Here is a 21,637-nt window from a genome sequence, read left to right as displayed (position 1 = left end):
GACACCCGAAGCCTAGGGCCCGTCCATGGCCCCTGCTGTGAGCTGTATCTCAGAGACCAGGGTTTCAACGGCCCGCGCCGGATCGGCGGCCCCGGTGATGGGCCGGCCCACCACCAGATCCGTCGCCCCGGCCTGGATCGCGCCGGCGGGCGTCAGCACCCGGCGCTGATCACCCCGGGCCGCGTCCGCCGGGCGCACCCCGGGCGTTACCCGCCGAAAGCCCGCCCCGGCCTGGTCCCGCACCGCGGCGGCTTCTTCGCCGGAGCAGACCACACCATCCAGACCGGCGGCGGTGGCCAGTCCCGTGAGCCGGGCCACCGCATCGGCGGGTGTCCCGCGCAGGCCAATGGCATCCAGGGTGGCCTGGTCGTGGCTGGTGAGCACGGTGACCGCCGTCAGCAGTGGCGTCGGCCCCGAGCGCGCGTCAAGCGCCGCCCGCGCCGCGGCCAGCATCGCCGGCCCTCCGAGGGCATGAACGTTGACCATCCAGACACCCAGATCGGCCGCGGCCCGGCAGGCCCCGGCAACCGTGTTGGGGATGTCGTGGAATTTCAGATCCAGGAAGACCTCCCAACCGGCGCGGGTCCATTCCTCGATCAGCGCCGGACCGGCCCGGGTGAACAGCGTCTTGCCCACTTTCAGCCGACACCGTCCGACCGGCAGCGTATCCACCAGGCGGCGGGCGGCGGCGGGATCGTCGTAATCGAGCGCAACGATCAGGCTTGGCGCAGGGTTCATTCTCCCTCCAGTCCGCGACGCGGCTTGATGGTGGACCAGGCGCGGCAGCTGGGGCACTGCCAGTGCAATTGACGGCCCTCGAACCCGCAGCTCACGCAGCGGTACGGCAACCGGTCGGCGAGCAGGGCCTGGAAGAGCTCCCGCAGGACCGTCAGATCACGCTGGCGGCGCGGGTCCATGTCATCGTCCTGGATGTTGAGCTCGATCAGCCGGTTGAGGCCGCGCACCGAGGGGCGCTCGCGGAGCTGCGTCGCGAGAAACTCGACGGCCGCCTCACGCCCCTCGTCGGCCTCGATCAGCTCGCTCAGCTTGAGGATCACTGAGACCGTGGGCTGGCGGTCGAGCAGGCGCTTCAACTCATCGCGATAGCCGCGGCGGTCGTTGATGGCCAGGCAGGCGGCCTCGAGTCGCGGCAGCGCCTCCGGGATGTAGTCGGGATCCTGACGTTTGACGGCCTGGCAGGCCTTGATCGCCGCCCGCCAGCGCCCCTCATCCCGCTCCAGGTCGGCCTTTAGCAGCGACGCCCGCACACAGTTGCGATCCAGATGGGTGGCCCGGCGCAGGATCTGGCGAATGGCTGACGGGTCGCCATGCTGGCGGCGCAGGCGCTCGGCCTGTTCGCAGGCAAACTGCGCCATTTCCGTCTGCAGGCTGCGTCCGTCGGCGCGCTGCAGCCGTTGGGCGGTCGCGATCGCCGCCTCCCACTCGCCTTCCTGCTGATAGATCTCGAGCAGCGACTGGAGTGACTGGACCCGGAACCCGGGGAACTCCTTCGCCTCAATGAAAAGGGTCTCGGCCCGATCCAGCAGGCCCGCAGCCAGATAGTCACGACCCAGCTCCAGCAACGCCGCCGCACGCTGCTCGGGAGCCAGCGAGGGGCGCGCGATCAGGTTCTGGTGGATGCGCACCGCCCGGTCGGCCTCGCCCCGCCGGCGAAACAGGTTACCGAGGGTCAGGTGCGTCTCAACGGTCTCGGAATCCACCTCGACCATGCGGGTGAACACTTCAATGGCCCGATCGGGCTGTTCGTTGAGCAGGTAATTGAGGCCCTGGAAGTAATCCGCCGGCAGGCGGGGAGTGGGTGATCCCGGCCGCGTCGACCGGCGGCCGATCCACCAACCGGACAGGGCTGCCAGCGGGAGCAGCAGCCAGAGCGCCTGCCACATGGTCAGTTGTGAGTCCGGAGCGGCAACTTGCGTAGTTCCGAGACCTCTTCGCGCGACGAGGCAGCCTCGCGCCGAAGCCGTTTCAGTTGCCAGCGCTGGCGGGTGAGGATCCCCAATGCCGAGCCCAGGCCCAGCAGAACACCGACCGCGAGGGCCAGCACCAGCCAGAGTGAGACCGGGAGCGAGAGCGCCCCGAGGTAGAAATCAAGGGTGATCGGCTCAGAGTTGAGCATGGCAAAGCTCAGGCCCAGCGCCACCACGATGAGCGCCAGCAGCAGGACGATCAGGCGTTTCATGCGTCCTCCCCCGCGGACCGCCGCCCGCTTTCATCGACACGCTGGCGCATCGCCTTGCCGGGCTTGAAGTGCGGGACGTACTTGCCGGGCAGGGAAACCGGCTCTCCCGTGCGGGGATTACGGCCGATGCGTGGCGGGCGATGGTGGAGAGCGAAACTCCCGAACCCGCGGATCTCGATACGCTCGCCGCCGGCGAGGGATTCACTCATCTGCTCGAGCAGCGTCTTGACGGCCAGCTCGACATCCCGCTGCGCGAGTTGCTGTTGCTGGCCAGCAATCCGGTCAATCAGTTCGGACTTGGTCATGGCGACTCAACCCCCGTTACGGTGCCGGTGGCACGCCGTCGCTGCGGCGCGCCACCCACACTGCCGACGGCTTCAGCTGTCGTTGCCGCGGTCACCCATCTGCTCCTTGAGCAGATCGCCCAGCGTCGTCGTCCCGGCCGCGCCGGTGCTGCCAAAGCCTTCAAGCGCCTCACGCTCATCCTGCTGGTCCTTGGCCCGGACCGACAGGCTGATCATGCGATTGCGCCGGTCGACCGCCATCACCTTCGCCTCGACCTCGTCGCCCTGGCTGACCAGCGAGCGCGCGTCATCGGTGCGCTCCTGTGCCAGATCGGCGGCGCGGACATAGCCCTGAACCTCTTCGTCGAGATCCACGACCACGCCCTTGGCGTCGACTTCGCTGGCCGTCCCGGTGACCACGGTGCCCTTGGGATGGTTGGCCACCCACTGCGACACCGGGTCCTGCGCCAGCTGCTTGACGCCGAGGCTGATGCGCTCGCGCTCCGGGTCCACCGACAGCACGACGGCCTCGACCTCTTCGCCCTTCTGGAAGTCGCGGATCGCCTCCTCGCCGGCGTCGCTCCAGGACAGGTCCGAGAGGTGCACCAGACCATCGATGCCACCCTCGAGCCCCACAAAGATACCGAAGTCGGTGATCGACTTGATGGTACCGGTCACACGGTCACCCTTGTTGCGGGTGGCGGCGAACTCATCCCACGGGTTGGGCTGGCACTGCTTCATGCCCAGCGAGATACGGCGGCGCTCCTCGTCGATGTCGAGGATCATCACCTCGACCTCGTCGCCCACCGACACCATCTTGGCCGGGTTGACGTTCTTGTTGGTCCAGTCCATCTCGGAGACGTGGACCAGGCCCTCGACGCCCTCTTCGATCTCGACGAACGCACCGTAATCGGTGATGTTGGTGACCTTGCCCACCACCCGGCTGCTTTCCGGGTAGCGGCGCGCGATGGCCTCCCACGGATCCTCGCCCAGCTGCTTGAGGCCCAGCGAGACGCGGTTGCGCTCGCGATCGAACTTGAGGACCTTGACCTCGATCTCCTGGCCGACATCCACCACCTCGGACGGGTGCTTGACGCGGCGCCAGGCCATATCGGTGATATGCAGCAGGCCATCGATGCCCCCCAGATCGACGAATGCGCCGTAGTCCGTGAGGTTCTTGACGATGCCCTTGATGGACTGGCCTTCCTGGAGCTTTTCGAGCAGCGCTTCACGCTCGGCGCTGTACTCTTCCTCGACCACCGCGCGGCGCGACACGACCACGTTGTTGCGGCGGGCGTCGAGCTTGATCACCTTGAACTCGAGATCCTTGCCCTCGAGATACGTGGTGTCGCGCACCGGCCGGATGTCCACGAGCGAGCCCGGCAGGAAGGCGCGGATGTGCCCGAGATCGACGGTGAACCCGCCCTTGACCTTGCCGCTGATCTGACCGTTGACGGTCTCGCTGTTCTCGTAGGCCGCCTCGAGCACCCGCCAGGCGCGCGCGCGCTTGGCCTTTTCGCGGGACAGGCGCGTTTCGCCACTCCCGTCTTCGACCGCATCGAGGGCGACTTCCACCTCGTCACCGACGCTGACTTCGACTTCGCCGTTTTCATTGGTGAACTGACGAAGCGGGATGACCGCCTCGGACTTCAGTCCGGCATTGACAACAACGTCCTCGCCGTCGATGGCGACCACCTGGGCGGTGACAATGGAGCCCGGCCGCATATCGGTCTGTACAAGGCTCTCTTCGAAAAGTTCTGCAAAGCTTTCGCTCATGGGATGATTTGATCCAGGATCGACAGGCCGATCCATTTGGTTGCTGAAAAAAACGGCGCCGCTCCGGCGGCACCCCCTACTGGAGACAGGCCCTGGCCTGCTCCATCACTGTCTGGACCACCGTGTCGATCGACGCCCCGGTCGTATCCACGGTGACCGCGTCTTCTGCCGGTCTGAGCGGCGCGGTCTGACGCTGCGAATCGCGGGCGTCACGAGCCTTCAGCTCTGTCAGAAGATCGTCGAGACTAGCAGTAACACCCTGTTCCATCAACTGCTTATGCCGCCGGCGCGCCCGCTCCTCGGCACTCGCAGTCAGGAAGATCTTGACCGGTGCATCAGGGAAGATGACGGTCCCCATATCGCGCCCGTCGGCGACCAGTCCGGGGGGCTGGCGGAACGCCCGCTGGCGTGCCTTGAGTGCCTCGCGCACCGGTGGCAGCGCGGCCAGCACCGAGGCGCGCTCGCCGCAGGCCTCATCGCGGATGGCGTTGGCCACGGGCTGGCCGTCAAGTACGGCCTCCCCCGCGTGCTCGCCGTCGGTCCGGAAATCGATGTCCAGCTGTTCGGCGCGCCGGGTCAGGCCCGCCAGATCGTCCGGTGCGATCCCGTCCCGCAGCGACGCCAGTGCCAGCAGCCGATAGATGGCCCCGCTGTCGAGGAGATGAAAACCCAGCCGTTGCGCGAGCGCCCGGGCGATCGTGCCCTTGCCGGCACCGCCGGGGCCGTCGATGGTGATGACCGCGGGATGCTCCGTCATGCCCCTCCCTCCTCGCTGCGGATCCGCAGGCCCGCCTCGCGGGCGCGGTCAACGAACCCGGGAAACGACGTATCCACCTCGCTGCAGCCATCGATGGTGATCGGCGCATCCGCCACCAGTCCGGCCATGGCAAAGGCCATGGCGATGCGATGATCGCCCCGGGCCTGGATGTGACCGCCACGCACCGGTCCGCCGACAATGCGGATCCCGTCGGGCGTCGGCTCGGCCTGGATGCCGAGCGCACCGAGCCCATCGGCCATGACCGCGATGCGGTCACTTTCCTTGACCCGCAGCTCCTCGGCCCCGGTCAGTGTGGTCTCACCCTCGGCGCAGGCCGCCGCGATGAACAGGGCCGGGAACTCGTCGATCGCCAGCGGCACGCGGTCGGGCGGAATCGCGATGCCCTGCAGCCGCGACGGCTCAACGGTCACCGTGGCCACCGGTTCGCCGGCACCGCTGCGCTCGCGCTCGACGTGGATCCGCGCCCCCATGCGCTGGAGGATGTCGATGACGCCGGTACGGGTGGGATTGAGCCCGACGTTGGTCAGTGTCAGCGGCCCCGTCCCGGCAATCGATGCGCCGACCAGGAAGAAGGCCGCCGAGGAGATATCGCCGGGGACCACGACCGCGCCGCCCTGCAGGCTGCCGCCCCCGCGCACGCTGACCTGCGACCCGGCCACGCGGACATCCGCGCCGAAGGCCTCGAGCATCCGCTCGGTGTGGTCGCGGGTGACGGCGGGCTCGGTAACGCGGGTCTCGCCGCTCGCGTACAGCCCGGCCAGCAGCAGCGCGGATTTGACCTGGGCGGTTGCCACCGGCAGTGGGTAGTCGATGCCCTCGAGGGCGGCCACCGGCTCGATCACCAACGGGGCAGTCCCGCTGGGCTCGGTGTGGATGTTCGCCCCCATCCGCGCCAGCGGTTCGGTCACCCGGCGCATGGGCCGTTTCATCAGCGAGCGATCCCCCACCAGTCGACTGGCAAACCGCTGGCCGGCCAACAGCCCGGCGAGCAGCCGCATGGAGGTGCCCGAGTTGCCCAGATCCAGCGCCCCGGCGGCGGCCTGCAGCCCCCGCAATCCAACCCCCTGAATGCGCAGCCGCCCCTGTTCGGGCCCGTCGATGGCGACCCCCAGGGCGCGCATCGCGGCGAGGGTGGCCATGGCGTCATCCCCGTCCAGAAAGCCGCTGACCGCGGTCTCGCCCTCGGCGATGGCGCCGAGCATGACCGCGCGGTGCGAGATCGACTTGTCGCCGGGAACCTGCAGCGTGCCGCTCAGGGCCCCGCCCGGCTCCACGACGAACCGGCGTTCGGCCTTTTCCGTCATGATCGTGTCCGTGACTGCATCAGCGCTCAAATCCATGTTTGTGGGCGTCGCGGGTCGCCTTGGCGCGGCGGAACACCCCTTCGAGCCCGGCGGCATCGGCCGCCTCGACTTTTTCGGTCAGCTGTTCGAGGTCGCGGCGGAAATGGCCCAGCGCCTCGAGCACCGCGTCGCGGTTACCCAGACAGATGTCCCGCCACATCACCGGGTCGCTGGACGCGATGCGCGTGAAGTCACGGAATCCACCGGCGGCGTAGCCGAGGATCTCCTCATGGTCCGGGTCCTGGGCCAGCATATCCACCAGGCCGAAGGCGAGCAGGTGCGGCAGGTGCGAGGTGATCGCCAGCATCCGGTCGTGGTGGGCGACCGACATGGTCGTCACCTCGGCGCCGGCCTGGCGCCAGAGCCACTCGACGGCGCTGACCGCCGCCCCGGCACTGGAATCCAACGGCGTAATGATGACCCGGCGGCCATCGAACAGCTCGGCGAACGCCGCCTCGACGCCGCTATGCTCAGTGCCGGCGATGGGATGACCCGGCACGAACCCCGCAGGCAGCCCGCCGAGGACGGTGCGCAGGTCGTCGACGACGCAGCCCTTGGCGCTGCCCACGTCGGTGATCACCAGGTCATCGCGTAGATGGGGTTTGAGGTCGCGCATCACCGTCTCGGTGGCACCCAGGGGCACCCCCAGCACCAGCAGTTCGGCGTCGGCCAGGGCCTCGGCCGGGTCGGTGGTGGCGTGGTCGATGGCGCCGACGGCCCGGGCCCGGGCCAGACGCTGCGGATCGCGCCCAAGGCCGGTGATGCGCTCGGTGACGCCGGCGCGCTTGAGCGCCAGCCCGAGCGACCCGGCGATCAGGCCGACGCCGACCAGACAGATCCGTTTTGGCTCGGTATTCAAGCGCGCGCCCTAGACCACCGAGCGCGGATACGAACCCAGCACCTTGAGCAGACTGGCGAGTTTCTGCATCTCGCCCAGCGCGCGCTTGAGATCGGGATCCTCGGCATGCCCCAGCAGATCGACGAAGAACACGTACTCCCACATGCCCTCCGGCGATGGCCGGGATTCGAGCCGGGTCATGTTCAGCCCGTACCGCGCCAGCGGCGCGAGCAGCCCCGCCAGTCCGCCGGGGCGGTTTTCCCGGGCGATGACCAGTGAGGTCTTGTCCTCGCCGGTGGGCTCCGGGCTCTCGCGGCCCAGCACCAGAAACCGCGTCGCGTTACGCGATCCGTCCTGCATGGCCGCCTGCAGGATCGGCAGCTCGTAGCGCTCGGCGGCCGCCTCGGAGGCGATGGCCGCCGCGCTGTCATCGAGGCTGGCCAGCCGCGCCGCCTCGGCGGTGCTTGCCACCGGGATACGGTCCACCGCCGGCAGGTGGCGGTCGAGCCATGACCGGCACTGGGCAAGCCCCTGGCTGTGGGAGTAGACACGCTGGATGGAGGCGACATCGGCGGCACGGGTGGCAAGGCTGTGCACCACCGGCATCTCCACCTCACCGACGATCTGCAGCGGCGAGGACGGCAGTCGGTCGAGGGTGTGGGTGACCATGCCCTCGGTGGAGTTTTCCACCGGCACGACGCCATAGGCGGCTTCCCCCGACTCCACCTCGCGGAACACCGCATCGATGTTGTCCATGGGCCGGCTGTCGACGGAGTGGCCGAAGTGCTTGAGCGCCGCTTCCTGGGTGAAGGTGCCCTCAGGCCCCAGAAAGGCCACGGTCAGGGGACGCTGCAGGGCCAGGCACGAGGACATGATCTCGCGGAACAGACGCGTGACGTCGCCATCGTTGAGGGGCCCGGGGTTGGCATCGCGGAGCCGCCGCAGGACTTCCGCCTCGCGCGCCGGGCGGTAGAAATCCGCCGACTCGCCGGCGGCCTGCTTGGCACCGGCCACCTCGGCCGCCGCCGCCGCCCGCTCATTGATCAGCGCCAGGATCTGGTCATCAATGCCGTCAATGCGCGCCCGGATGCGCTTCAGCGTTTCGTCGTTCACGCTCGCCCCCCGTTGTCAGTCGCTAGATGACCCGAACCATGAGCACGCCATCAATGCCCTGCAGGCGCTCGATGACCGCTGGCGGGATTGTGCCGTCGACATCGGCGACGCTGTAGGCCAGTTCGCCCTGCGACTTGTTGTACATGTCGTCGATGTTGAGGCCCGCCTCGGCCAGCGCCGAGGAGATCTGCCCGAGCATATTGGGGACGTTGGCGTTGACCACGGTCAGGCGGTCGCCCCCGGCATTGCGCGGCAGAATGAGCTCGGGAAAGTTGACGGCGTTGGTGACGTTGCCCGTCTCGAGGAAGTCACGGACCTCGTCGGCCGCCATGATCGCGCAGTTTTCCTGGGCCTCATCCGTCGAGGCGCCGATGTGCGGCAGTGCCACCACGCCATCGTGGCCCTTGAGCGCCGCGGCCGGGAAGTCGCAGACGTAGCGGCTCAGCCGACCCTCGTCCAGTGCCTTGATGATGGCGTCGTCATCGACGATGCCGGCGCGGGCAAAGTTGAGCAGGACCTGGCCTTCGCGCGAGGCCGCCAGCCGCGCTGCGTTGATCATACCGCGGGTTTCATCCACCTCGGGCACATGGAGGGTGACGATGTCAGAGGCGGTCATCACCTCGTCGACGCTCTGCGCCCGGTATACCCCCGACTCGAGATTCCAGGCGCTGCGCACGGTGATCTTGGGATCGTAGCCCACCACCTTCATGCCCAGCGCGGCGGCGGCGTTGGCGACGCTGACGCCAATCGCCCCAAGGCCGATGACGCCCAGCGTGCGCCCGGGCAGTTCGAAGCCGGTGAACTGCTTCTTACCGGCCTCGGCCGCCTTGTTCATCGCGGCATCATCGCCTTCAAGCGTCTGGGCAAAGGCCCAGGCGGGGCAGATGTTGCGCGCGGCGAGGAACATGCCGGCCAGCACCAGCTCCTTGACCGCGTTGGCGTTGGCGCCCGGGGCGTTGAACACCGGGATGCCGCGCTCGTTCATCGCCGCCATGGGGATGTTGTTGACGCCGGCACCGGCCCGACCCACGGCCTTGAGCGTGTCAGGCACCGCCCAGTCGTGGAGCTTGGCGGAGCGCAGCAGCACCGCATCGGGGTGCTGGATCTCGGAGGAGACCTCGAACCGCTCGCGCGGCAGGCGCTCGAGTCCGCGGGTGGAAATATTGTTGAATGTCAGGATCTTATACATTTTTCTCGATTATCCGTGGCGTCGCTCGAAATCGGCCATGAAGTCGATGAGGGCATCCACTCCGGCTTCGGGCATCGCATTGTAGATGCTGGCACGCATGCCGCCTACCGAGCGGTGCCCCTTGAGGGTCTCCAGCCCGGCCGCACTCGCTTCCTTGAGGAAAGTCGCGTCCAGCGAATCATCGGCCAGCACGAACGGCACGTTCATCCACGAGCGTGCATCCGGGGCCACCGGGTTGCGGTAAAACGCCGAGGCATCGATGGCCTCGTAGAGCCTGGCGGCCTTGCGGCGATTGATCTCGCCCATCGCGGCCAGCCCGCCCTCGTCCTTGAGCCACTGGAAGACCAGGCCGGCGATATAGAGGCTGTAGGTGGCCGGCGTATTGAGCATGGAGTCGGCTTCGGCCTGGCGCCGGTAGTCCCAGATCGCCGGCACCTGGGCGCTGGCACGATCCAGCAGGTCATCGCGGACGATCACCACGGTCAGTCCCGCGGGACCGAAGTTCTTCTGGGCGCCGGCGTAGATCACGCCGAACCGCGAGACATCCAGCGGCCGGGACAGGAACGTCGACGACATGTCGCTGACCAGCGGCACGTCACCGGCATCCGGGATCTCGGGGAACTCGACGCCGGTGATGGTCTCGTTGGCACAGTAGTGCAGATAGGCGGCGTTGGGATCGCACTGCCACTCGGCCTGCGGCGGAATGGCCATGGGATCACCATTGCCCCCCTCGGCCGCCACGTTGACCGCCGTGTACTTGCGCGCCTCGGCGATCGCCTTTTTCGACCAGCTGCCGGTGTTGACATAGTCGACGCTCGAGGCATCGCCGATCAGGTTCAGGGGCACTGCGGAGAACTGTGCCGTGGCACCGCCCTGCAGGAACAGCACCCGGTAGTTGTCCGGCACCTGGAGAAGTTCACGAAGATCGGCCTCGGCCCGCTCGGCGATGGACACGAAGGACTTGCCGCGATGGCTCATTTCCATCACCGACATCCCGGTGCCGTGCCAGTCGAGCATTTCCTCGGCGGCCTGGCGCAGGACCGGTTCCGGTAACGTCCCGGGCCCCGCGCTGAAGTTGTATACACGCGACATAATGCGCTCCCGCTGATTGATTGACTGCGTATCGGAGGGGCTCAGTCGTCGCCGGCCCCGTCGTCGGCACCGGCCTCTTCACCCAGCGCCTCGACCCGGGCCAGGCCGACCAGCGCCTCCTCCTCGGACAGGGCGATCAGCTTGACCCCCTGGGTGTTACGGCTCAGCACCGAGATTTCGGCGGCCCGGGTGCGCACCAGCGTCCCGCCGTTGGTGATGAGCATGATTTCGTTGTCCTGGGTGACCTGCAGCGCTCCCACCACGCCACCATTGCGCGTCGTGGTCTGGATGCTGATCACGCCCATGCCGCCGCGCCCACGCAGTGGGTAGTCCGCCACCGGAGTCAGCTTGCCGAAGCCGTTCTCCGTCACCGTGAGGACATCGCCCTCATCGAGTATCAGGGACTGGATGACGGTCTGATCAGTTCCCAGCCGCACACCGCGCACGCCGGTGGCGGTGCGCCCCATGGCCCGCACTTCGGATTCATTGAAGCGGATCGCCTTGCCGGCGTTGGTCAGCAGCATGACATCGCGCTGGCCATCGGTGACGCCCACGTTCACCAGGCTGTCGTCGTCGCCGAGATTGAGGGCGATGATGCCGTTGGCGCGGGGCCGGGAGAAGTCCACCAGCGGGGTCTTCTTGACGGTGCCCTGACGCGTCGCCATGAACACGAAATGATCGGCGTCGAATTCGCTCACCGGCAGCACGGCATTGATGCGCTCGTCGGATTCCAGCGGCAGGAGATTGACGATCGGCTTACCCCGCGCCCCGCGGCTGCCGTGGGGCAGTTCATAGACCTTGAGCCAGTAGCATTTGCCGCGACTGGAGAAGCACAGCAGTGTGTCGTGGGTGTTGGCCACCCAGAGCTTGTCGACAAAGTCCTCGCCGCGCATCTGGGTGGCGGCCTTGCCCTTGCCGCCGCGGCGCTGGGCCTGATAGCCGTCGAGCGGCTGCGACTTCGCGTAGCCACTGTGCGAGAGCGTGACCACCACGTCCTGCGGCGGGATCAGGTCCTCAATGGACAAATCGAGTCGGGTCTCGAGGATCTCGCTGCGGCGCTCGTCGCCGTAGCGCTCGCGGATGGCGGTCAGCTCGTCGCGGATCACCTGCATGAGCCGGTCACTGCTGGCGAGGATGTCCAGCAGATCGGCGATGGTCTCGAGGATCTGCCGGTACTCGTCGACGATCTTGTCCTGCTCGAGGCCGGTCAGCCGGTGCAGGCGCAGATCGAGGATGGCCTGGGCCTGCGCCTCGGTCAGGCGATAGCCACTGTCGAGCCAGCCGACACCCGCCCCGAGTGATTCCGGGCGTGACGCCTCGGCCCCGGCCCGGGAGAGCATCTCGCTGACGATACCGGGGGCCCAGTCGCGGCTGACCAACGCGGCCCGCGCATCCGCGGATGACGGCGACGCCTTGATCAGCGCAATCACCTCGTCGATGTTGGCCAGCGCAACGGCCAGGCCTTCGAGGACATGGGCCCGGTCACGGGCTTTGCGCAGCTCGAACACGGTGCGCCGGGTGACCACCTCGCGGCGGTGGCTGATGAACGCATCCAGCACGTCGCGCAGGTTGTGCTGGCGCGGCTGCCCCTCGTGGAGGGCGACCATGTTGATGCCGAAAACCGTTTCCAGCTGGGTGTGCTGGTAGAGGTTGTTCAGCACCACCTCCGGCACCTCGCCGCGGCGCAGCTCGATGACCATGCGGATGCCGTCCTTATCGGACTCGTCACGCAGCTCGGTGATGCCCTCGATGCGTTTTTCCTTGACCAGCTCGGCGATTTTCTCGAGCAGTCGGGCCTTGTTGACCTGGTAAGGGAGCTCTTCGACGATGATCGACGCCTTGCCATTGGCGGGATCGTGCTCGAAGCGGCAGCGCGCCCGCATCACCATGCGTCCGCGCCCGGTGCGGTAGGCCTCGCGGATGCCCTCGACTCCGTTGATGATGCCGCGGGTGGGCAGATCGGGACCGGGGATGTACGCCATCAACGCCTCGACGTCGAGACTGTCGTCATCGATCAGCGCCAGACAGGCGTCGACCACTTCGCTCAGATTGTGCGGCGGGACGTTGGTGGCCATCCCCACGGCGATGCCCGAGCCACCGTTGACCAGAAAGTTGGGCACGCGGGTGGGCAGGACCTCGGGCTCCTGCTCGGAGCCGTCGTAGTTGTCGCCGAAGTCCACCGTTTCCTTGTCGATATCGGCGAGCAGCTCATGGGCCATGCGCGCCATGCGCACCTCGGTGTATCGCATCGCCGCGGCATTGTCGCCGTCGATGGAGCCGAAGTTGCCCTGCCCGTCCACCAGCAGATAGCGCATGGAGAAGTCCTGCGCCATGCGCACGATGGTGTCGTAGACCGCCGTGTCGCCATGCGGGTGGTACTTACCGATGACATCACCCACCACCCGGGCGGATTTCTTGTACGGCCGGTTCCAGTCGTTGCCGAGCTCGCGCATCGCATAGAGCACGCGCCGGTGCACCGGCTTGAGCCCGTCGCGGACATCCGGCAGGGCTCGGCCCACGATGACGCTCATGGCGTAGTCCAGGTAGGACTGACGCATCTCGTCTTCGAGATTGACCGGGAGGATTTCCTTGGCAACGCTGGACATGGCGGGGGGTCTCGACCGTCGTAGAATTCGCTATGACTAAGCCACTAGTCTAACACGCGCGGGCGGCCGCGGCACGGCGGCGGCGCGGCGACGCTCAGTCGCCATCCACCCGCCGTGCCGCCTCCACCACCACGGGTTCCACCGGCACATCGGCCATGCCGTTACGGCGCCCGGTCTCGCCCGCCGCGATGCGATCCACCACCGCCATGCCATCGATGACCCGGGCAAAGACGGCATAGCCGAAATCGCGCTCGCCATGATCGAGGAAAGCGTTGTCGGACAGATTGACGAAGAACTGCGACGTCGCACTGTCGGGGTCGCGGGTGCGCGCCATCGACAGGGTGCCCCGCTCGTTCAGGCGGCCGTTGTCGGCCTCGTTGACGATCGGCTCACGGGTGGGCTTGCGCTCAAGCCCGGCGGTGAAGCCGCCGCCCTGAATGACAAAGTCGGGGATCACCCGGTGGAAGATGGTCCCGCGATAGAAGCCATCATCGACATAGCCGAGAAAGTTCTCGACGGTCACCGGTGCGTCGTCCTGGAACAGCTCGATGCGAATGTCGCCGGCGGTGGTCTCGAAGACCACCTGCGGGTTGGCGGCGCCCGCCGCGCCGGTGCCGATCGCGGCGGCCAGGGCGAGACTCAGGGGAAGGGCTTTCATGGCGATGACTCCTGCATTGCGGGTAAAGCCGGCAGTATCCCATATCCGGCGCCGACAGGCGCTGCCGTGCTACCATGACAGCACGATTGAAGCGGACGACGAACGGACAGGCCCCATGCGCGAGCACAACGCGGACGCGGATGAAATCGCCAAATTCGACGACGCCGCGGACGCCTGGTGGGACCCGGAAGGCCCCTTCGCCCCGCTGCATGCCATCAACCCGCTGCGGCTCGACTATATCGAGCGTCACAGCGGGCCGATCCGCGGCCAGCGGGTTGCGGATGTGGGCTGCGGCGGGGGACTGCTGAGCGAGGGGCTGGCGGCACGCGGCGCGCAGTCCGTGGTGGGTACCGACCTGGCCGCCGACAGCCTCGAGGTGGCAACGCGTCACGCCCGCGGGCAGTTCCCGAACATCGAGTATCGCTGCATGGCGGCCGAGTCCCTCGCCGAGGCCCAGCCCGGCGAATTCGACCGGGTGACCTGTCTCGAGCTGCTCGAGCACGTCCCCGACCCGGCCGCCATCGTCCGGGCCTGCGCCCGGCTGGTGCGCCCCGGCGGGTCGGTGTTCTTCTCGACGATCAACCGCAACACCCGGGCCTGGCTGCTGGCGGTGGTGGCGGCGGAACGGGTCCTCGGCCTGCTGCCGCGGGGCACCCATGATGCCGGCGCGTTCATCCGCCCGGCCGAGCTCGGCCGCTGGGCGCGCCAGGCCGGGTTGCAGCTGCGCGATCTGACCGGCCTGCATTACCACCCGATCAGCCGCGAGTACACGCTGGGCGGCGACACCACGGTCAACTACCTCGCCCACTGCCACCGCCCGGAGGCGCCATGACCGCCGCCACCGGGGAGCGCGCCCATGGCGTGCTGCTGGACCTGGACGGAACACTGCTCGACACGGCACCGGATCTGATCGACAGCCTCAACCGGCTGCGCGCCGAGCAGGGACTGGCGCCGATGGCCGATGTGGAATTCCTGCATGCGGTCGGGCACGGCAGCATCCCGATGATTGCCCGCGGCTTCAACCGCCATCCCGGCGATGCCGGGTTCGATGCCCTCCGCGACCGGTTTCTGGCAATCTATGCCGAATCGGTCAGTCGCCGGACACGCCCCTATGCAGGCATGGAGGCAACCCTGCAAGCCCTCGAGGCGGCGGCCATTCCCTGGGGCATCGTCACCAATAAGCCGGGCTGGCTGACCACTCCGCTGCTTGCGGATCTGGGCTATGCCGGCCGGCCGGCCTGCGTGGTCACCGGCGACGACCTGGCGCGGCGCAAGCCCCATCCCTACCAGATCACCGAGGCGGCCCGGCAGCTTGATCTGCCCGCCTCGGCCTGTCTGGTGGTGGGCGACACCGAGCGCGACATCCGCGCCGGTCATCAGGCCGGCACGCTGACCGTGGTGGCGCTTTACGGCTACCTGAGTGGCGACGATCATGTCGAGCACTGGGGTGCCGATGGCCTGATCGGCCAGCCCGCCGAGCTGCTGCGCTGGGTGGCGGATCCGGCAGCGCCCCACCGTCAAGCCATCGCGGTCTAGATTATGGAACCGGTCGAATACTGCCGGCGCAAGGTCGCGCCGGACGGCTCAAGCACCTATTACGCCCTGCTGTTCGCACCGCCGGCGGCGCGCGACGGTCTGGCCGCCCTGGCCGCCTATCGCGCCGAGGTGCTCGAGATCCCCCGCGAGGTCAGCGACCCGGGGGTGGGGGCGGTCAAGCTCAACTGGTGGCAGGAAGAGCTCGAACGGCTCGCCGCGGGGGCGCCCCGGCATCCCGTCAGTCAGGCCCTGCTCCCCGCCCTCGAGGCCCATCAGCTGGAGATGGACGGGCTCGGCGAGGTGATCGAGGCGAGCCGCATGGACCTCGAGTACGGGCGCTACCCGACGCTGCGCGAGCTCACGCTGTACTGCCATCGTGCCGGGGGTGCGGTGGCGGATCTGGCCTGGCGGATGACAGGCTCGAGTGGCCTCGAGGCCGCGCCGTTCGCCCACGACCTCGCCATGGGGCTTGAGCTCACGCGCATGCTGCGCCACCTACGCCGGGACGTCCGCGCCGGCCGGCTGTACATTCCCGAAGACGAACTCACCCTGAGCGGGCTCGGCAGCGAGGATCTGCTGGCGGCCGATCAGGCGGATGCCGTGCGCAGCCTGCTGTCCCGTCAGGGCAATCGCGCGCGGCAGTTTCTGGACAGCGCCATCACCCGACTGCCCTATTCGGCGCGGCCGGCACAGGCCTACGGGCTGGTGCTGGCGGTGCTGCACCGGCGCCTGCTGGACGACATGGCCGCCGACGGCTATGCCGTGGCCGAGCGCCAGGTCCATCTGACGCCCCTGCGCAAGCTCTGGCTCGCCTGGCGGACCGCGCGGCGTCCGCACAAAGTCCACCCGCTTCCGGAGTCCTCCACAACATGAACCAGCCCCTGTCTGCCCCCGCCGATGCCACCCTCGACCCCACCCGCCTGTCCGGGCAGCGCATCCTCATCACCGGCGCCGCGGGGGCGCTGGGCAGTGCGCTGGCCGAGCAGTTGGCCGCGCAGGGCGCCGATACCGTTCTGCTCGACAAATCACTGAACGGGCTGGAAGCGCTTCACGACCGCATCGAGGCGGCCGGCCATGGTCAGCCGGCGCTTTATCCGCTGGATCTGATGGGCGCCGGACCGGATGACTATGCCGAGCTGGCCGACCGGCTGGCCGAATCCCTGGGCGGAGTCGATGCGGTGGTGCATGCGGCGGCGGATTTCGGGTCGCCCGCGCCATTGGGCCTCTACGACCCGCAGGCGTGGCTCAAATGCCTGCATGTCAACATCAACGCCGCTTTCCTGCTGACCCGGGCGCTCCTCGGTCTGTTGCGCGACAGTCAGGGCCGGGTGATCTTCATCTCCGATGCGGCCGGGCGCAGCGGTCAGGCGGCGATGGGGGCGTATGGGGTGAGTAAATGGGCGGTGGAGGGGCTGGCGGCCACGCTGGCGGCCGAGTATTCGGCGGCGCATCCGGTGATCAGCTGCAGCGTCGACCCCGGGGCCATCCAGTCCACGCTGCGGCGACAACTTTTTACCGGTGAGACGGTCGATGAAGTACCCACGGCCGAAACCGCTGCCCGGGCCGTGGCGACGCTTGTCGATCCGACGGCGACGCCGGCCAATGGCGCCATGTACCGGGTCTCGCGCTGACAGAGATTGCAGGCTTGTGACAAGGCCGGTGGAAGTGCAAGCATGCGCAACATTTGAACGGGACTGGAGAATAACCCCATGGGATTTGCCCTATCGGCCATGCAGGCGCGCAGCAACGCGTTCGGCCCCCATCAGCCCATTCCGGTGCGCTATACCGGCGAGGGTGAAGACATTGCACCGGCGCTTCACTGGACCGGCGCGCCCGAAGGCACGCAGGGTTTTGCGGTCATCTGCCACGATCCCGATGCGCCGCTGGTCAATCCCGGCAGCTACGGCTTCGTCCACTGGGTCTACTACAACATCCCCCACGATGTGACCTCGCTCGAGGAAGGCAGCGAGGCCTACACCCACGGGGTGACCGACTTCGGGCGTCAGACCTATGGCGGGCCCATGCCCCCCGAAGGGCACGGCGTGCATCACTACTACTTCTGGGTGCTGGCGCTTGATCAGGCCCTGCAGCTCGAGCCCGGGCTGACCATGCGCCAGTTCCTCGAACAGGTCGAGCCGCATGTGATCGGCATGAGCCGCCTGATCGGCACCTACGAGCGCTAGGTCCCGTCCAGCTGGCTGCGGCCGTGATCGCAGGCCGGCTGCAGCGGACAGGCGCTGCAGCGCGGCAGCCGCGGCCGGCAGTAGTCCTTGCCCACGCTCACGATCAGTGCGTGGGCCTCGTTAAAGCGCGTCGCATCGCGCGGCAGTTCGGCCTCGAAGGCCGCCTGAAGATCGTCATAGCCGATGCTCGCCGGCACCACGCCAACCCGTGAGAAGATCCGCCGGGTGTAGGCATCCACCACGAACACCGGGCGGTGAAAACCGTAGAGCAGGACGTCATCGACGCTCTCCGGCCCCAGTCCCCTGACCGCCAGCAGCTCGGCCCGAGCCGTCGTAGTGGGCATCGCGTCGATCCCCGCCTCACCGCCCAGTGCCAGCCAGGTCTCGCAGGCGGCGCGCAGGCGCTGAGTCTTGACGTTGTAATAGCCACTCGGGCGCAGGCACTCCCGCAGCTCATCGACGGGTGCGTTGACGATGGCCGATGGCGACAGCCAGTCCCGGGCCCGGAGTCGGGCGATGGCGGTCTCGACATTGCGCCAGGCGGTGTTCTGGGTGAGCACGGCGCCGACCAGCACCTCGAAGGCGCTCTCGGCCGGCCACCACTGCTGGGGGCCGAACGCCCGGGCAAGCCGATCCAGCAGGGCCGGCAGGCCGCGTGGCTGCGCGCTCATGAGCGGTTACGACGGTGGCCGCGGGGGCGACGGTCGCCGTCACCGGCGTTGGCCTCGGCCAGGCCGACGCGATGGGCCAGATCGCGGACCTCGCCGGCGGTGAAGGCCTGAATCTGGCCCTCGCGCAGCCGCGGCGGCATTTCATAGGGGCCGTACTGGACGCGGATCAGCCGGCTGATCTGCACACCCTGGGATTCCCATAGCCGCCGCACCAGCCGATTCTTGCCCTCACGCAGCCGCACGCGGTACCAGGAATTCGCCTGCTCGCCATGATCCAGTGGCTGCAGCGACTCGAAGGCCGCCCGACCGTCATCCAGCTCGACGCCGGCCAGCAACCGCCGGCAGATCGAGTCGTCCACCGACCCGAAGATGCGCACCGCGTAGTCGCGCACCATTTCGTACGAGGGATGGGCCAGCCGGTTGGCCAGCTCGCCGTCGTTGGTGAACAGCAGCAACCCCGAGGTGTTGATATCGAGGCGGCCGACCGACAACCAGCGCCCGCTGCGCAACCGCGGCAGGCGCCGAAAGACGGTGGGCCGGCCCTCGGGATCATGACGCGTGACCACCTCGCCGGTGGGCTTGTGGTAGGCGATGACCTGGCGCTCGCCGGCACTGCGCGCGACAGCGCCCACCACCCGGCCATCGACGCGGATCCGCGCCCGCTCGTCGACACGGTCGCCAAGGCTCGCCCGCCGGCCGTCGACTTCGACGCGCCCCTCGTCGATGACGCGCTCCATCTCGCGGCGCGAGCCGATGCCCGCGCGGGCCAGGACTTTCTGCAGTTTCTCCGAGGTCATTCGCTCCCCTGTTCCGGGTGTTCGGTCAATGTGGGCAATTCATCGAGGCTGGCAAGATTGAAATGGTCCAGAAAATCGCGGGTGGTGGCGAACACCGCCGGCCGGCCGGGGCTGTCCCGATGGCCGGCCACCCGGATCCAGCCGCGCTCCTGGAGTGTCTGCATGATTGTGGTACTCGGCGGGACACCACGGATCGCCTCGATCTCGGCCCGCGTCACAGGCTGTCGATAGGCAATGATGGCCAGCGTCTCGAGCACTGCCCGGGAATAGCGCGCGGGCTTTTCCTCCCACAATCGGGCCACCCATGGCGCGCAGCGCTCGGGCACCTGCAGCCGCCAGCCGCCGGCGACCCGGCAGAGCTCCACACCGCGGTCGGCGAGCTGCGCCTCAAGCCGTGCCAGGGCCGCCTCGAGGCTGGCACGATCCGGCGGATCATCGCCGAACACGGCCTGCAGCTGCGCGAGATCCAGCGGCGTCCCGGCGGCGAGCAGAGCGGCCTCGAGGATCACCTCCGGCGCGGGTTCGCTCGCCGCGCTCATGCCGTCTCAGCGCCTGACGCCTGCGTGCCCCGGGCGCGCAGGTACAGCGGGGCGAACGCCTCGGACTGGACGATCTCGAGCAGCGCATCCTTGAGCAGCTCGAGAACGGCCAGAAAGGTCACCACCACACCGGCGCGCCCCTCGCGCGCATCGAGCAGTTCAGTCAGTGGCACGAACCGCTCGCTCTGGAGCCGGGCCAGCGTCCCGGTCATGCGCTCGCGCACCGACAGGGCTTCGCGGCGGACCGCGTGATGGGTATTCAGATCGGCCCGCGCCATGACCGCGGCAAAGGCGTCAAACAGTTCATCAAGCGCCAGCGGCGGCGCGGGTCGGGTCGCCGCTGCCGGGGGGTGACCGGCCTGGGCCGGGAACACATCCCGCGCCACCCGCGGCAGCTGATCGATCCGCTCGCCGGCCGCCCGGAACTGCTCGTACTCGCGCAGCCGCCGCACCAGTTCAGCGCGCGGATCGGGGTCGTCCCCGTCATCATCCTCACGGGGTGCCCGCGGCATGAGCATGCGCGCCTTGATCTCGGCGAGCATGGCGGCCATCACCAGGTATTCCGCCGCCAGCGCCAGGCGCCGGTCGCTCATCAGCTCAACGTAGTGCATGTACTGATCGGTGATGCGGGCGATGGGGATATCGAGAATGTCCAGATTCTGCCGCCGGATGAGGTACAGCAACAGATCGAGCGGCCCCTCGAAGGTCTCGAGGAACACCTCGAGGGCATCCGGCGGGATGTAGAGGTCGTGGGGCAGCGCCTCGTAGGGCTCGCCCCGCACCGTCGCAATGCTCATCGCTGGCGGTAGTCCAGTCCAATGGCCGAGCGGACTTCCTTCATCGTGTCGCGGGCCACGTGGCGGGCCCGGTCACAGCCATCGTTGATGATCTGCTGGACATGATCGGGATCGGCCTCAAGCTCGGCGGCCCGCTCGCGGATCGGCGCCACCTCGGCCTGGACCGCGTCGATGAGGGGTTTCTTGCAGTCGAGACAGCCAATGCCCGCCGACCGGCAGCCCTCCTCGACCCAGCGCCGCGTGGCGTCATCGGCGTAGACCTTGTGCAGATCAAACACCGGACATTTTTCGGGCTCGCCGGGATCGTTCCGCCGCACCCGCGCCGGGTCGGTGGGCATGGTGCGGATCTTGCGATCAATGTCGGCGTCCGATTCGCGCAGGGACAGGGTGTTGCCGTAGGACTTGGACATCTTCCGGCCATCCAGGCCCGGCATGCGCGGCGCCCGGGTGAGCAGCGCCTCGGGCTCGGTGAGTACGCTGCGCCCGCCACCGTCGAGGTAACCGGCCAGACGGGCGCGGTCGGCGATGGTCAGGTTCTGCTGATTCTCGAGCAGCGCCTGACCTTCGCTGAGCGCCTCGCCATCGCCGGCCTCCTGATAGCGCCGCCGCAGCGATCGATAGAGCCGGGCGTGTTTCTTGCCCATCTTGGCGATGGCCGCCTCGGCTTTTTCGGCAAACCCGGGCTCGCGACCAAACAGATGGTTGAACCGTCGCGCCAGCTCACGGGTCAGCTCGACGTGCGAGACCTGATCCTCGCCCACCGGCACGCCACTCGCCCCATAGATCAGGATGTCGGCACTCTGCAGCACCGGGTAGCCGAGGAACCCGTAGGTCGCCAGGTCCCGGTCCCGCAGCTCGGCGATCTGATCCTTGTAGGTCGGCACCCGCTCCAGCCAGCCCAGGGGGGCGATCATCGAGAGCAGCAGATGCAGCTCGGCATGCTCCATGACCCGTGACTGGATGAACAGCGTCGAGAGATTGGGATTGACGCCGGCGGCGAGCCAGTCCACCACCATGTCCCAGACACTCTGCGAGATCACTTCGCGGTTTTCGTAGGCCGTGGTCAGCGCATGCCAGTCGGCGACAAAGAAAAAGCACTCGTGGGAGGCCTGCAGCGAGGTCCAGTTGCGCAGGACCCCGTGGTAGTGCCCCAGATGCAGGCGCCCGGTGGGGCGCATGCCCGAGAGGATGCGATCGCGACTCGCTGGCGATTGGCTCAAGGTGACCTCCGCATAGA

General features: G+C 68.1%; 23 protein-coding genes. 5 read left to right on the top strand and 18 right to left on the bottom strand.

Features of this window, described 5'->3' with window-relative positions; genetic code table 11:
- Positions 1-12: 12 nt before the first annotated feature.
- The 13 genes from pyrF to BA899_RS03255 form a co-directional block, all read right to left on the bottom strand.
- A complete protein-coding gene (gene pyrF / locus BA899_RS03315; RefSeq protein ID WP_159299701.1) occupies positions 13-738 on the bottom strand; it encodes an orotidine-5'-phosphate decarboxylase in 726 nt (241 codons plus the stop codon).
- A complete protein-coding gene (gene lapB, locus BA899_RS03310) occupies positions 735-1,904 on the bottom strand; it encodes a lipopolysaccharide assembly protein LapB (RefSeq protein ID WP_159299700.1) in 1,170 nt (389 codons plus the stop codon). The genes pyrF and lapB overlap by 4 nt, the downstream gene beginning before the upstream one ends.
- A gap of 2 nt (positions 1,905-1,906) precedes the next feature.
- Positions 1,907-2,200, bottom strand: a complete 294-nt coding sequence (locus BA899_RS03305) for a lipopolysaccharide assembly LapA domain-containing protein (protein WP_144347642.1) — start codon at positions 2,198-2,200, stop codon at positions 1,907-1,909.
- On the bottom strand, positions 2,197-2,505 hold the full coding sequence (locus tag BA899_RS03300) for an integration host factor subunit beta (protein ID WP_144347643.1): 309 nt from the start codon (positions 2,503-2,505) through the stop codon (positions 2,197-2,199). Before BA899_RS03300 ends, BA899_RS03305 begins: the two co-directional genes overlap by 4 nt.
- 72 nt (positions 2,506-2,577) lie before the next feature.
- Positions 2,578-4,260, bottom strand: coding sequence for a 30S ribosomal protein S1 (gene rpsA / locus BA899_RS03295; protein ID WP_110883046.1), 1,683 nt, complete (start codon positions 4,258-4,260; stop codon positions 2,578-2,580).
- 76 nt (positions 4,261-4,336) lie between these two features.
- On the bottom strand, positions 4,337-5,017 hold the full coding sequence (gene cmk, locus BA899_RS03290) for a (d)CMP kinase (RefSeq protein ID WP_159299699.1): 681 nt from the start codon (positions 5,015-5,017) through the stop codon (positions 4,337-4,339).
- Positions 5,014-6,342, bottom strand: coding sequence for a 3-phosphoshikimate 1-carboxyvinyltransferase (aroA, locus tag BA899_RS03285; RefSeq protein ID WP_159299698.1), 1,329 nt, complete (start codon positions 6,340-6,342; stop codon positions 5,014-5,016). The genes cmk and aroA overlap by 4 nt, the downstream gene beginning before the upstream one ends.
- A 19-nt stretch (positions 6,343-6,361) precedes the next feature.
- Complete coding sequence (locus tag BA899_RS03280; protein WP_159299697.1) at positions 6,362-7,240, bottom strand: prephenate dehydrogenase/arogenate dehydrogenase family protein; 879 nt, start codon at positions 7,238-7,240, stop codon at positions 6,362-6,364.
- 9 nt (positions 7,241-7,249) lie between these two features.
- Positions 7,250-8,332: a prephenate dehydratase gene (gene pheA / locus BA899_RS03275; RefSeq protein WP_144347647.1), complete on the bottom strand. Its 1,083-nt coding sequence runs from the start codon at positions 8,330-8,332 to the stop codon at positions 7,250-7,252.
- A gap of 22 nt (positions 8,333-8,354) precedes the next feature.
- Positions 8,355-9,521: a phosphoglycerate dehydrogenase gene (locus tag BA899_RS03270; protein WP_144347648.1), complete on the bottom strand. Its 1,167-nt coding sequence runs from the start codon at positions 9,519-9,521 to the stop codon at positions 8,355-8,357.
- Between the two features lie 9 nt (positions 9,522-9,530).
- Complete coding sequence (gene serC, locus BA899_RS03265) at positions 9,531-10,613, bottom strand: 3-phosphoserine/phosphohydroxythreonine transaminase (protein ID WP_148121825.1); 1,083 nt, start codon at positions 10,611-10,613, stop codon at positions 9,531-9,533.
- Positions 10,614-10,654: 41 nt separating this feature from the next.
- Entirely contained in the window at positions 10,655-13,219 is a 2,565-nt protein-coding gene (gene gyrA, locus BA899_RS03260; RefSeq protein WP_159299696.1) for a DNA gyrase subunit A, read from the bottom strand.
- Between the two features lie 94 nt (positions 13,220-13,313).
- On the bottom strand, positions 13,314-13,877 hold the full coding sequence (locus BA899_RS03255; RefSeq protein WP_148121824.1) for a peptidylprolyl isomerase: 564 nt from the start codon (positions 13,875-13,877) through the stop codon (positions 13,314-13,316).
- Positions 13,878-13,992: 115 nt separating this feature from the next.
- On the opposite strand from BA899_RS03255, the gene ubiG reads away from it, so the two are divergent.
- The 5 genes from ubiG to BA899_RS03230 all read left to right on the top strand — a co-directional run bounded on the left by ubiG (position 13,993) and on the right by BA899_RS03230 (position 17,596).
- Positions 13,993-14,709, top strand: a complete 717-nt coding sequence (gene ubiG / locus BA899_RS03250; protein WP_159299695.1) for a bifunctional 2-polyprenyl-6-hydroxyphenol methylase/3-demethylubiquinol 3-O-methyltransferase UbiG — start codon at positions 13,993-13,995, stop codon at positions 14,707-14,709.
- Positions 14,706-15,413, top strand: a complete 708-nt coding sequence (locus BA899_RS03245; protein WP_159299694.1) for an HAD family hydrolase — start codon at positions 14,706-14,708, stop codon at positions 15,411-15,413. Before ubiG ends, BA899_RS03245 begins: the two co-directional genes overlap by 4 nt.
- 3 nt (positions 15,414-15,416) lie before the next feature.
- The gene (locus tag BA899_RS03240; protein ID WP_159299693.1) at positions 15,417-16,286 is read left to right on the top strand and encodes a squalene/phytoene synthase family protein; all 870 of its coding nucleotides are present in this window, start codon (positions 15,417-15,419) and stop codon (positions 16,284-16,286) included.
- Positions 16,283-17,044, top strand: a complete 762-nt coding sequence (locus tag BA899_RS03235) for an SDR family NAD(P)-dependent oxidoreductase (RefSeq protein WP_159299692.1) — start codon at positions 16,283-16,285, stop codon at positions 17,042-17,044. The genes BA899_RS03240 and BA899_RS03235 overlap by 4 nt, the downstream gene beginning before the upstream one ends.
- 78 nt (positions 17,045-17,122) lie before the next feature.
- Entirely contained in the window at positions 17,123-17,596 is a 474-nt protein-coding gene (locus BA899_RS03230; protein ID WP_110883059.1) for a YbhB/YbcL family Raf kinase inhibitor-like protein, read from the top strand.
- On the opposite strand, the gene BA899_RS03225 is transcribed toward BA899_RS03230, so the two are convergent.
- The 5 genes from BA899_RS03225 to BA899_RS03205 are packed head-to-tail and all read right to left on the bottom strand — an operon-like array spanning position 17,593 to position 21,620.
- A complete protein-coding gene (locus tag BA899_RS03225; RefSeq protein WP_159299691.1) occupies positions 17,593-18,267 on the bottom strand; it encodes an endonuclease III domain-containing protein in 675 nt (224 codons plus the stop codon). The genes BA899_RS03230 and BA899_RS03225 overlap by 4 nt on opposite strands.
- On the bottom strand, positions 18,264-19,064 hold the full coding sequence (rluB, locus tag BA899_RS03220) for a 23S rRNA pseudouridine(2605) synthase RluB (protein WP_159299690.1): 801 nt from the start codon (positions 19,062-19,064) through the stop codon (positions 18,264-18,266). The genes BA899_RS03225 and rluB overlap by 4 nt, the downstream gene beginning before the upstream one ends.
- Entirely contained in the window at positions 19,061-19,603 is a 543-nt protein-coding gene (scpB, locus tag BA899_RS03215; RefSeq protein ID WP_110883062.1) for an SMC-Scp complex subunit ScpB, read from the bottom strand. The genes rluB and scpB overlap by 4 nt, the downstream gene beginning before the upstream one ends.
- Complete coding sequence (locus BA899_RS03210; RefSeq protein WP_144347658.1) at positions 19,600-20,400, bottom strand: ScpA family protein; 801 nt, start codon at positions 20,398-20,400, stop codon at positions 19,600-19,602. The genes scpB and BA899_RS03210 overlap by 4 nt, the downstream gene beginning before the upstream one ends.
- Entirely contained in the window at positions 20,397-21,620 is a 1,224-nt protein-coding gene (locus BA899_RS03205) for a tryptophan--tRNA ligase (RefSeq protein ID WP_255425098.1), read from the bottom strand. Before BA899_RS03205 ends, BA899_RS03210 begins: the two co-directional genes overlap by 4 nt.
- Positions 21,621-21,637 lie beyond the last annotated feature (17 nt).

Origin of the sequence: Spiribacter sp. SSL99, from assembly GCF_009805925.1 — a bacterium.
Lineage (GTDB): Bacteria > Pseudomonadota > Gammaproteobacteria > Nitrococcales > Nitrococcaceae > Spiribacter > Spiribacter roseus.
This window is presented reverse-complemented; position numbering and strand designations above follow the sequence as displayed.